Here is a 12,331-nt window from a genome sequence, read left to right as displayed (position 1 = left end):
TGCCAGAGGCCTCGCGATTTCGGGGCCTCTGGCATTTTTGCATCTGCCTTGCCGGCCCCTTCGCGGGTGAACCCGCTCCCACAGGAACTGCACAATATCCGAACCTGACGCTGTACCTGTGGGAGCGGGTTCACCCGCGAAGAGGCCGGTTCAGGCTACAGCGGGTTCTTTGACCTGCGCCTTGTGCGCCAGCAGGGTGTAGATACAAGGCAACACAAACAGGGTAAACAGCGTACCAATCGACATCCCCGTGGCAATCACCGTACCGATGTCAAAGCGGCTGACCGCCCCCGCTCCGGTCGCCAGGATCAGCGGCACCATGCCGAACACCATCGCTGCCGTGGTCATCAGCACTGGCCGCAGGCGAATCGCCGCAGCTTCCTCGATCGCCTCGCGCACGCTCAGGCCGCGTTCCTCACGCAGCTGGTTGGCGAACTCGACAATGAGGATCCCGTGCTTGCTGATCAGCCCGATCAGCGTCACCAGCCCCACCTGGGTGTAGATGTTCATGCTCGATATGCCGAGGAACAGCGGCAGCAGTGCACCACAGATCGACAACGGCACCGTCACCAGAATCACCAGCGGGTCGCGGAAGCTTTCGAACTGGGCCGCCAGCACCAGGAAAATGATCGCCAACGCCAGGCCGAAGGTGACCCACAGTGCGCTGCCTTCCTGCACGTACTGGCGCGCCACGCCGGCATAGTCGAAGGCGAAGCCTTCCGGCGCCTCTTCGCGGGCGATAGCCTGCACGGTCTGCAGCGCCTCGCCGAGGCTGACCATGGGCACCCCCTGGATGATCGCCGAATTCAGCTGCTGGAACTGGTTGAGCTGGCGCGGGCGCGCGCGGTCGCTGAGGGTGATCAGGGTGGATAGCGGTAGCAACTGGCCCTGGTCGTTCTTCACGTAGTAGTTGTTCAGCCAGCCGGGGTTGTCGCGGTACGGCCGCTCGACCTGGGCAATCACCTTGTAGCTGCGGCCTTCGAGGGTGAAGCGGTTGATTTCCGCCTCGCCCAGCAAGGTCGCCAGGGTGCTGCCCAAGGTGTCCATCGACACCCCCATCTGCGCCGCTTTGGCCCGGTCGATATCCACCACCACCTCGGGCTTGTCGAAGGCCAGGTCGATGTCGAGGAAGGCGAACTTGCCGGATTCCTGGGCGCGGGCCTTGATTCGCTGGGCCACATCCAGCAGTGCCGGGTAGTCGCCAGCGCTGTTGATCACGAACTGGAATGGCAGGCCCTCGCCGGTGCCGGGCAGCGACGGCAGGTTGAAGCCGAAGATCTGCAGGCCACTGATTTCCTCGAGCTTGCTCTGCACCAGTGGCAGCAGCTCCATCTGCGTGCGCTCGCGCTCGTTCCAGGGCTTGAGCAGGAAGCCGCCGATGCCGGTCTGCACGCCATTGAAACCGTTGATCTGGAACGATGAGTAGTACTCGGGGAAAGCCTTGAACAGCGGGGTGAATTCGTCGGTATAGGCGTTGAGGTAATCAAGGTTGGCCGGCTGCGGCGAGCTGCTCATCATGAAGATCACGCCCTGGTCTTCGTTGGGCGCCAGTTCGTTCTGGGTGAACTTCAGCAGCACCGGAATCAGGCACAGGATGATCACGGCAAACACCAGCACGACGGGGCGGCTGTCGAGGGTGGTGTGCAGCAGTCGCTGGTAGCGCACCTTCAGGCGTTCGAACAGCATGTCCAGGCGGTGGGCCAGGCCACTGGGGTTCTGCTCCGGGCGCAGCAGCAGCGCGCACATCATCGGTGACAGGGTGAGGGCAACGATGCCGGAGATGATCACCGCACCGGCCAGGGTCAGGGCAAACTCCTTGAACAGTGCGCCGGTAAGCCCGGTAAGGAAGCCGATCGGTGCATACACCGCCGCCAGGGTGATGGTCATCGACACCACTGGCATGGCGATTTCGCGGGCGCCCTCGAGGGCGGCGTCGAACGGCGACTTGCCTTCTTCCATGTGCCGGTGGATGTTCTCCACCACGACAATCGCGTCGTCCACCACCAGCCCGATGGCCAGCACCATGGCCAGCAGGGTCAGCAGGTTGAGCGAGTAACCCATCATCTGCATGAAGAACAGTACACCGATCATTGACAGCGGAATGGTCACCACCGGGATCAGCACCGAACGCAAGGCACCGAGGAACAGGAACACCACCACGATGACGATCAATATCGCTTCGCCGAGGGTCTTGATCACTTCGTCGATGGAGGCCTGGATGAACAGCGTGGCGTCGTAGGCGATCGATACCTTCAGCGCCGAGGGCAGCTGGCTTTCCAGCTCGGGCATGATGCGCCGCACTTCCTTGATGACGTCCAGCGGGTTGGCGGCCGGTGTGGCCTTGATGCCGATGTACACCGATGGGGTACCGTCGAACGAGCTGACCGTGTCGTAGTTTTCCGCCCCCATCTCGACCCTTGCCACATCACCCAGCAGCACGCGGCTGTCGCCACTGGTCTTGACCGGCAGGGCGGCGAACGCCTCTGCCGACTTCAGCTCGGTGCTGGCATTGATGCTGGTGACCACGTATTCGCCCTTCACCTCGCCGGCTGCGGAAAGGAAGTTGTAGCGGCGCACGGCATTGGTCACATCGGTGGCCGACAGGCCATAGCCTGCCAGTTTCACCGGGTCGATCCAGATACGCATGGCGAACACCTGGTTGCCGAGGATTTCCGCTTCGGCCATGCCCGGCAGGGTAGCCAGCTTGGGCTGGATCACTCGCGACAGGTAGTCGGTGATTTGCGGGTTGCTCATCTCCTTGCTGTAGAAACTGATGTACATCAGCGCCGAGGCATCGGCGGCTTCCTTGCTCAGGACCGGGTCTTCCGAGTCCTGGGGCAGCTTGTTGCGCACTTCGTTGGCCTTGGCCAGCAGTTCGGTGAACAACCGGTCGCTGTCGGCGCCGATGCGTGCGTAGATGGAAATGATCGAGAAGTTCTGCCGGCTCACCGAGGTCATGTAGTCGATGCCTTCGGCGCTGGCCAGGCTTTGCTGCAGCGGCTGGGTGATATAGCCCTGGATGGTCTCGGCGTTGGCGCCGGGGTAGGCGGTGGTTACCGTGATCAGGGCGTTTTCCATTTGCGGGTACTGGCGGATCTGCAGCTTGCTCCAGGCCTGGAAGCCCAGCAGCAGAATCAGCAGGCTGACCACACTGGCCAGCACCGGGCGGCGGATGAACGGGTCGGTGAACGCCATGCCAGCCTCCTGTCAGTCCTTGCCCGGCGCGCCCTGTGCGGGCTTGAGGGCTTTGTCCTGGCCGATGCGGATCGCGGCACCGGGGGTGAGCTTCAGTTGGCCGGCGGTGACCACCTGCTCCCCGGCCTGCAGGCCCTTGCGGACCACCACCATACCGTCACGGCGCTCGCCGGTTTGCACCGCGCGCTGTTCGGCGGTGAGCTGCGGCTGGCCCTTGTCATCGTTTTGCGGCTTGCCGTCCTTGTCCTTTTTTGGCGTTGCGACGTACACCGAGTTGCCATACAGCGTGTAGGTGATGGCGCTTTCTGGCACAACCACTTGTGGCTGCGGGTTGGGTAGCAGGATCAGCAGGCTGGCGAACATGCCCGGCAACAGCTTGCCGTCCGGGTTGGCCATGGTCGCGCGCACCAGCAGGTTGCGCGTGGTTTCCTCGACCTTGGGGTTGATGGCGCTGAGGCGGGCGGGGAAAGTCTGGCCCGGGTAGGCGGCCACCTGCACCAGTACCTGTTGGCCCAGGCTCAGGTGCGGCAGGGCCTGTTCCGGTACGTTGAAGTCGACGTAGAGGCTGGAGGTGTCCTGCAGGGTGGCGATCACCGTGCCGGTGGCCAGGTAGTCGCCGACGTCCACCTGGCGAATGCCGATGGTGCCGCTGAACGGGGCGCTGATGCTTTTCTTGGTCTTCGATGCCTTGAGCTGGTCGACCACCGCCTGGTTGCGCCGGTACTGGGCGGTGAGGCGGTCGAACTCGCCGCGGGAGATGGCCGAGTCGCCGACCAACTGGCTGCCGCGGCCGAAATCGACCTTGGCCAGGCCCAGGTCGGCCTGGGCTGTGCCAAGCAGGGCGGTTTCCTGGTCGTCGTTGAGTTGCAGCAGCAGCTGCCCTGCCTTGACCTGCTGGCCCGAGTCGAAATGCAGGGCTTTGACGATGCCGTCCACCTCCAGGCTCAGTTCCACGCCCTGTAGCGCCTTGAGGCTACCGACGGCGGGCAGGCGCTCTTGCCACGGGCGCTGTTCAGCCAAGGCGGCCGCCACGGTGATGGGCGGCTTGGGGGCAGTGAACATCTGGATCTGCTGGTAGATCGAAAAGGCCTTGTAGCCCCCCAGGGCCAGCACGATCAGCAGAACCACGGCCAACATGATGAGCATGCGGCGGCGCAGCATAGGTCCGGTTCCTTGGATATGGTTGTTATTCGCTTGGACACGACAACGGGCGATCCTGCCCACGTGTGGATGGGGGAAGTATTGACTGTTTTTGGGGGGAAGGGGAGTGGAATGCCTGTGTCGGCCCCTTCGCGGCTAAAGCCGCTCCCACAGGGACCGCGCAGTCAACGGGTTGCGCTATTCCTGTGGGAGCGGCTTTAGCCGCGAAGAGGCCAGTACAGCCAACCCGAAAATCAGACGAGATGCAGGTGGTTGTCCCAGAAACCGGACGGCAGGTTCATCGGTTGCCCGACCAGTTCGGCCTTGCGGCAATCATAGAACCGGCAACGGCCCTGCCCGGAGGTGACGACAAAGCCGTCCTGCACCGCACCCACCCCCGCGCAATCGGGCATTGGCGCATCCAGCCGTACCGCGCCGCTGTCCAGGTCCCAGACGAACAGGCGGTTGGCCCGTGGCGCGGTCAGCGCCACCAGGCGCAGCTCGCTGTGGATAGCCACGCTGGCGGTGTACTGGGCCATGGCCTGCAATTGTCGCTCCGGTACCGGGAAGGCCTTGAACGGCTCGCCCGGGCGCTTGATCGCCAGTAGTTCGGCAGTTTCGTCGGCATCGCCCATGAACTGCTGGCAGGCGGCGATGGTGCCATCGCTGCCCACCGCCAGGTGGCGCACGCTGTTCATCTGCTGGGCCAGGGTTTCCTTGCTCAGCAGGGTACCGTCGCGCTGCATCAGCACCAGGCTCGGCTCCATGGCGTCGAGGTTCATCTCCACCCGGCTTTCGGCTTCGGTACGGATACCGCCGTTGGCCACCACCAGCGTCTCGCCGTCAGGCAGCCAGGCTACCTCGTGCGGGCCGATGCCGTGGGTCGGAATCTCGCCGGTGTGGACCAGGCGCTCGCCTTCGAAACGGTACACACCGAGTACGCCACGCCCTGGGTCGGTGGTGTCGTTCTCGGTGGCATACAGCCATTCGCCACTTTTGTGAATGACCGCATGGCCGTAGAAGTGCCGGTTCGGCTGCGAGGTGACGGTCTGCAGCAAGCGCCCGTCGCGCAGGTCGACCAGGTAGCTTTCGGTGCCAGGGCGGCGGGCGACGAACAGGGCGATCGGCAGTTGCGGGTGGTGGATGATGGCATGGCAACGCTGGGCGACCTGGGTGCTGAACACCTGGGTGCCGTCCAGGCGGAACCCGACCGCATAGTGCTTGCCGTCGCCGTCGTCACGCGCCGACAGCAGCAGGGGCTCGCTGCCTTTGTTGCGGAACAGGCTCCAGCCGCCCAGGGTGAGGGCGCTGAGCAATACGCTACCGAGTTTGAGGGCCTGGCGTCGCAGCATGATCAGTCACCGTCGTTGGCATTGAAGCCCAGCTGGATGTTCAACGCCTTGGCCAGCTCGCCTTCGTGCAGGCGGTGGACGACGTTGAGGCTGTCGTAGATCTGGTTCAGGGTTTGCTGGCCGGCGTCGTCGGCCAGCAGCTCGCCCAGGGTTTTCTGGTTGTCGGCCAGCAGCTTCAGCGAGGCAGCGTAGGCGGCGTCGATCTTGTCCGCCAGGGCTTTCTGATCGCTGGCCAGCAAGCCGCGCAGGCCTTGGTTGTCGACCCCGAGCCAGACCGCTTCGGCGGCCTTGAGGCTGGCCTCCAGGCTCTTCAGCGAGCTGTGGCTGCGCCAGGCTTCGGCCTGCAGTGGCTGCGGGATACCCTTGCTCTGGCGGCCCATCGGTGCACCGAGCTTTTTCTTCAGGCTGTCCAGGGCGGTGACCTGGGCGCGCAGCAGGTCGGCAATGGCCTCGTGGGAATCGGCGTAGCGCTGGTTGGGGAACTTGGTCATCTGCGAGAGCATGCCGTCGGTGCTGTTCCAGCCCTTGAGGATCTCTTCGGCCAGGGCCTTCTGGTGTTCACCGATGGCCACCAGCAACGGGCAGTAGCGGGCTTTCTGCTCGGCAGTGGCGATGTCCGGCTTGCTGTCGAACAGGATGTACTCATAGGCCGACAGGCCACGTACCACCACGCTGGCCTTGCCCAGGGTGGCGGCATCGACCGGCTTGTCGGCGTTGACCAACTGCTCGACCTGGCGACCGACCAGGTTTTTCTTGTCGGGCCAGAACTGTACCTGCCAGGCGCGGTTGCCTTCGGCCAGCGGGCCGACCAGCAGCGGTTGCAGTTCGGCCCAGGCCTTTTGCGCGTTGAGGAAGTCGGCACGGGCCTTGTCCAGGGTTTCCTTGCCTTCGCAGTAGGCCAGGGCGCTGGCGGCCAGCGTGCGGTCGGCTTCGACCCAGCGGCTGTAGGTGGGCAGGATCACCTGCTTGGCGATGGCAGCGGAGGTCACGGCTTGCGGGTCCTGCGGCGAGCAGGCGCCGAGGGCGAGTGCGGCGAGGCTGGTGAACAACAGTTTGGGTCGGAACATGCCCGGCTCCTTTGCGCTTTTTAAAGTGAGTTCAGGAAAGCCAGCAGCGCGGCACGCTGCTCGGCATTGAAAGTGAGTACGAAATTGCGCGCTGCCTCGGCCTCGCCGCCGTGCCAGAGCACGGCTTCGAGCAAATTGCGGGCGCGGCCGTCGTGCAGGAACTGGCTGTGGCCACTGACCGTCTCGCTCAGGCCAATGCCCCACAATGGCGGGGTGCGCCAGTCCTGGCCGTTGGCGGCGAATTCGGTGCGCTCGTCGGCCAGGCCCGGGCCCATGTCATGCAACAGCAAGTCGCTGTAGGGGCGGATCAACTGGTTGGCCAGCTCCGGCTCGGCGGCATTGGCGGCGGTGGTGAACTGCGGTGTGTGGCAGCCCTGGCAGCCGGCCTGGTAGAACAGGTTCTTGCCCGCCAGCACTTGCGGCGAACCCACGTCGCGGCGGGCCGGCACGGCCAGGTTGCGGGTGTAGAAGGTGACCAGGCGCAGGATGTTGTCGCTGACCTCCTTCTCGCCATCGGCACCGTCACCGTTGGGCGCGGCCAGGCAGTCGGCCTGAGCAGGGGTGCAGTCATCGTTGGGCTGCAGGGTGGTGGTCAGGCCCATGTCGCCGGCAAAGGCGTGCACGTTCTGCTGGTTGACGTTGGGCTGCCCGGCCTTCCAGCCGAAGCGGCCGACCACGGTCTTGCCCTGGGCGTCGTCCCACACCCGGTTGGCCCGGCCACTGATGCCGTCGCGGTTGCGGTCGTCGGGGTCTTCATTGGCCAGCAAGTCGGCTTCGGGGATGGCTTCGAGCAGGCCCAGGCCGATCATCGGCGGCGCCACCCGTGCCGAAAAGCGCGTGTCGGGGTGCATCACGCCATAGCCGAGCTGGGTGATCTGCAGGGCCGGCTTGCGCAGCTCGACCTGGTGGCCATCCTCGAACGACACCGTTTCACGGGTGTAGCTCACCCGCACCTTGCCTTCCGGCGTCACGCCGGGGATGGCCATGTCCTGCAGCTGGGTGCCATAGACCGGCTCTGGCACCACGCCGAGTCGTTCGACCACCTTGGCCAGGTAGGGTTGGTCGGGGATCGACAGGCGTACCAGCATCGATACGGCGTTGCTGTCGCCCGGCTCTGGCGGGTGGCCGCGGCCGTCGCGCACGTGGCAGTTCTGGCAGGCATTGGTGTTGAACAGCGGGCCCAGGCCGTCACGGGCGGTGGTGGTGGACGGGGCGATCACCCAGGGGTTGCGGAAGAAGCTGTTGCCTACGGCGAAGTCCAGGCGCCGCTCGGGCGAGAGGTTGGCCGAAGGCAGGGAATAGGCATTGCGGTCAGTGCGCTGCACGGTGGCTTTGCCGCCCGACAACGCTTCGCCAGGCTCGGCCTGGGTGAAACGCGGGGCGTCGTCACAGGCGGCGAGGGCAAAGGCCAGCAGCAAGGGGGAGAGTCGGGACAGCGACAAGGACATCGAGAATCCTGGGCGTGAGCGAAAAACCGGCGTGCAAGCTTAGCAGGGTGAGGGAGTTTGAATAAGAGCAATTTGCAATTGCTGGATGAAATCGGTGTCAGTTGGCCATGTTCATCTGTTGCCTGTGACGACCTCTTCGCGGGTGAACCCGCTCCCACCTCGACCCGCACAGACCTGTAGGAGCAGCCTTGTGCTGCGAAGAGGCCATTACCGCCATAGAAAACCTTTTGTCATACTGCCCCCTTCGCAGCACAAGGCTGCTCCTACAGCATCATGCAGTCCCTGTGGGAGCGGGTTCACCCGCGAAGAGGCCGGCACAGAAAAAAGGCGACCCGAAGGCCGCCTCTTCCAGTACCGCTACAGCAGGATCAGAACTCGTGATCCGCGGTATCGGGGTTCAGGTTGGCAATGCCCAGCTTGCCGGCGGCCTGCTCGATCGCACCGGTCTGCTTGACCAGGGAAGCGATGGCGTCACGCACGATCTGGTTGCCGGCTGCGTTGTCGGCCGCGATCAGCTGGTCGTAGTGCTCGCCCTTGAGGGCGTGGTCGACGATCACCTGGATCTTGGCTTCGGTGGCTTCCAGGTCGGCCTTGAGGGTGGCGTCGGCGGCCGGGTCTACCTTGGCCACCAGCGACGACAGGCTCGGGCCGGTCACCTTGCTGCCATCTGGGCGGGTGTACTCGCCCAGGTAGACGTTGCGGATGCCCTTGGCGTCGTAGAAGTGCGAGTAGTGGGTGTTGTCGCTGAAGCAATCGTGCTCGTCTTCCGGCGAGTTGGCTTCGAGCGAAACCTTCATGCGCTCGCCAGCCAGTTCGCCCAGCGACAGGCTGCCCATGCCGAACAGCATCTTGCGCAGGCCGTCGTTGACCGATTCGGCCTCCAGCTTGGCGCGGTAGTTGTCGGCGACGTTCGGCGCCCAGTTGCCAACCATTTCTTCGAGGTCCTTGACCAGCAGGTCGGTGACCGCTTTCAGGTAGGCACGGCGGCGGTCGTTGTGGCCACCGGTGGCGCCCTTGCCTTCCAGGTAGTCCGACGCCGGACGGTTGCCCGCGCCCGGGCCGGTGCCGTTCAGGTCCTGGCCCCAGAGCAGGAACTCGATGGCGTGATAGCCGGTGGCGACGTTGGCTTCGGAACCGCCCAGCTCGTTCAGGCTGGCCAGCTTCTCGGGTGTGATGTCCTTGACGTCGACCTTCTCTTCGCCCACCTGGATCTCGGTGTTGGCGATGATGTTGGCGTTGGCCGCCGGGTTGCCCAGGGCGTGCTCATAGCTCTTGTCGACGTAGTCGATCAGGCCTTCGTCCAGCGGCCAGGCGTTCACCTGGCCTTCCCAGTCGTCGATGATGGTGTTGCCGAAGCGGAAGACTTCGCTCTGCAGGTACGGTACGCGCGAGGCGACCCAGGCTTCCCTGGCTGCCTTCAGGGTTTCGTCGTTCGGCTTGGCCAGGAACGCGTCGACTGCGGTCTGCAGGGTTTTGGCGGTGCTCAGCGAATCGCTGTACACGGCGTACACCAGCTCGGCGTAATGTTTGACCACGGCTTTGCCGGCGGCTTCGTCGACAGCCCCGGGCGCCGCAGCGGTGGTGCTGGCGGCAGCAGGTGCCTGGGCTTGCGGCGCGGCGGCCTTGTCGTCCTTGCCTTCACCGCAACCGGCGAGAGCGATGGCAATGGCCAGCAGACTGGCGGAGGCCAGAGGCATTCGAATCATTATTGGTTTTCCTGCGTCGTGTGGTTGGACCAAGGGGTGGACCGTGCGCCGTGGCACGCGAAACGGCAACATCATGCGAAAGATTTGCATTTGCTGTAAAGGGGGGCGGGCATGCAATTCGTGTAAATGCCAGTCATGGCCTGTAACCGGTCAGGCGGCTCAGAGCATCGAAACCTGATTTCGCTGCGCCTGTTTGAGGAAATTGGTCAACTCACGGGCCGACAGCGGCTTGCTGTAGTGGTAGCCCTGGCCCTCGTGGCAACCCTGAGCGACGATGTAGGTTTCCTGTTCGGCGGTTTCCACGCCTTCGGCGATCACCTGCATTCCCAGGCTCTTGCCCAACTGGATGATGGCGCGAACGATGGTGGCGTCGTCATCGTCGTCCAGCAGGTCCTGGACGAAGCTCTTGTCGATCTTGATCTTGTCCAGTGGCAGCGATTTCAGGTAGCTGAGCGACGAGTAGCCGGTGCCGAAGTCGTCGATGGCAATCAGTGCTCCGGAGCGGCGCAGGCTCAGCAGGTGCTGGGCGGCGGTGCTGATGTCTTCCATCAGGCCGGTCTCGGTGACTTCCAGCTCCAGGCTGCGTGGTGGCAGGCGGTAGGCCTGCAGCAGGTTGTTGACCACCCGCGGCAGTTCGTTGTGGTGCAGCTGCACGGTGGACAGGTTGACCGCCATGCGCAGGTCACTGAAGCCCATGTCGTGCCATTCGCGCAGTTGCCGGCAGGCCTGGTCGAGCACCCATTCGCCGATGCTGATGATGCTGCCGTTCTGTTCGGCCAGGGGGATGAACTGGTCTGGCGGCACCATGCCCAGCTCCGGGTGCTGCCAGCGCAGCAGTGCTTCGACGCCGACCACGCGGTGGTCGCGGTAGCTGATCTGCGGCTGGTACACCAGGTACAGCTGGTTGCGCGGCAGGGCTTCGCGCAGGTCCTTTTCCAGCTCGCGACGGCGGCGCATCTCGCTGTCGACGCTGGCGATGTAGAACTGGTAGCGGTTGCGCGAACGGGCCTTGGCCAGGGTCATGGTCTGTTCGGCTTTCTGCAGCAGCTTCTCGGTGCTGTCGCCGTCTTCCGGGAACAGGGTGATGCCGATGGTGGCACGCAGGCGGATCTGCTGGTGCTGGTCGAGGTCGAACGGCACTTCCAGGTCGTCGAGGATACTCTGCGCCAGTTCCGCCGCCTCGTAAGGCTGCTCGATATTGGCCTGCACCAGGGCGAACTGGTCACCGCCCAGGCGTGCCAAGGCGCCCAGGCGCCCGCTGTGGGCGCGCAGGCGGTCGGCCAGGGCCAGCAGCAGCTGGTCGCCGACCTGATAGCTGAACTGCTCGTTGATGCCCTTGAAGTCGTCCAGGCCGACGCATAGCACCGCCACACGGTGTTGCAGGCGGCCACCGTCGACGAGGATCTTGTCCAGTTGCTGCTGCAACTGCTGGCGGTTGGGCAGGCCGGTGAGGAAGTCGTACTGGGCCATGCGTTGCAGGCTGTTCTCCGCCTCGTGGCGCAGATGGGTGTTGCGCTCGATCGAGGCCAGCAGCTGGTTGGCAGTATTTACCCACAGGCCCAGCTCGTTCTTCTCATGGCCCTTGAGCAGCGGTAGCTGGTGCTGGCTGGGGCGGTCGGGGTTGATCTGGGTGAGGTGCTCGATGATCTTGGATAACGGTTTGGTCAGCAGCCAGTGGTAGACCAGGTACAGCACCAGGCCCATGGCCAGGGCCCGCAGCACGCCGGAAATGAAGATGATCACGGCGTTGATCAGGAAATCTTCGCCGTAGGACGAGGTGTCCAGCGTGATGCTCAGGTCGCCGTAGTATTCGCTGTAGGGGCCGCGGCCAACCAGTTGCGTGGTGTAGGTGCGTTCCTGGCCGAGGATCAGGTCAGTCAGCCAGCGCATGGACATGTCCTGCAGCGGGCGGGACTTTTCTGCGAGCATGGTTTCGTTGGGGTGGCCGATGGAGGCCATGCGTACCGATTCGTCCTGGAACAGGCCTTCCATCACCTGCATGCCCATTTCGCGGTCCAGGCTATATACCGCTTGGGTCGAGGGGTCGCGGAACATGTCGAGGATGCGTTGGGCATCGTTGTTGACGGCCTGGCGGGTCTTGTAGGTGTCGTAGACGATTTGCGCACAGCTGAGCACGACACCGACCGCTAGCGCCGACAGCAGCACGACCCTGAGCAACTTGACCGACAAGCTGTTCCGCAATTCCAGCTTCAATGGGGTTTCCTTAATCCATGCGCATGGCATCATTTTGCCATCAACGATGACGATACACTATCGGCCGACCATCAGTAGTGTATCGGTTGCCTGACCCCGCAACTTGAGTGCGCTGTATCAATCTTCCAGAGGTTTGATGTTAGCGTGCTATGCGGGCTGAGCAAGCGTTTGCTGGTGGGTTGAAGGTGAAATCTGTGCCGGCCTCTTCG

The 12,331-nt window shown here is 64.0% G+C and carries 7 protein-coding genes; all 7 read right to left on the bottom strand.

The features are described from left to right. Positions 1-150 precede the first annotated feature (150 nt). The 7 genes from RIN61_RS06685 to RIN61_RS06655 all read right to left on the bottom strand — a co-directional run bounded on the left by RIN61_RS06685 (position 151) and on the right by RIN61_RS06655 (position 12,122). Complete coding sequence (locus tag RIN61_RS06685; protein ID WP_112250348.1) at positions 151-3,195, bottom strand: multidrug efflux RND transporter permease subunit; 3,045 nt, start codon at positions 3,193-3,195, stop codon at positions 151-153. 12 nt (positions 3,196-3,207) lie between these two features. Continuing rightward, complete coding sequence (locus RIN61_RS06680) at positions 3,208-4,356, bottom strand: efflux RND transporter periplasmic adaptor subunit (protein ID WP_313856375.1); 1,149 nt, start codon at positions 4,354-4,356, stop codon at positions 3,208-3,210. Positions 4,357-4,589: 233 nt separating this feature from the next. Then, positions 4,590-5,687 (bottom strand): DUF1513 domain-containing protein, encoded by a 1,098-nt coding sequence (locus RIN61_RS06675; RefSeq protein WP_207879796.1) that lies wholly within the window; start codon positions 5,685-5,687, stop codon positions 4,590-4,592. 2 nt (positions 5,688-5,689) lie between these two features. After that, complete coding sequence (locus tag RIN61_RS06670) at positions 5,690-6,754, bottom strand: imelysin family protein (RefSeq protein ID WP_112250354.1); 1,065 nt, start codon at positions 6,752-6,754, stop codon at positions 5,690-5,692. Positions 6,755-6,774: 20 nt separating this feature from the next. Beyond that, positions 6,775-8,202, bottom strand: coding sequence for a di-heme oxidoreductase family protein (locus tag RIN61_RS06665; protein ID WP_313856372.1), 1,428 nt, complete (start codon positions 8,200-8,202; stop codon positions 6,775-6,777). A 368-nt stretch (positions 8,203-8,570) separates the two neighbouring features. Continuing rightward, positions 8,571-9,908: an imelysin family protein gene (locus RIN61_RS06660; RefSeq protein ID WP_112250358.1), complete on the bottom strand. Its 1,338-nt coding sequence runs from the start codon at positions 9,906-9,908 to the stop codon at positions 8,571-8,573. Positions 9,909-10,067: 159 nt separating this feature from the next. Further along, positions 10,068-12,122, bottom strand: a complete 2,055-nt coding sequence (locus tag RIN61_RS06655) for a putative bifunctional diguanylate cyclase/phosphodiesterase (RefSeq protein ID WP_166674302.1) — start codon at positions 12,120-12,122, stop codon at positions 10,068-10,070. Positions 12,123-12,331 lie beyond the last annotated feature (209 nt).

This window comes from Pseudomonas inefficax (assembly GCF_032164165.1).
GTDB lineage: Bacteria > Pseudomonadota > Gammaproteobacteria > Pseudomonadales > Pseudomonadaceae > Aquipseudomonas > Aquipseudomonas inefficax.
Note: the sequence above shows the minus strand (reverse complement) of the source record. Positions and strands in the feature narration are given on the sequence as shown.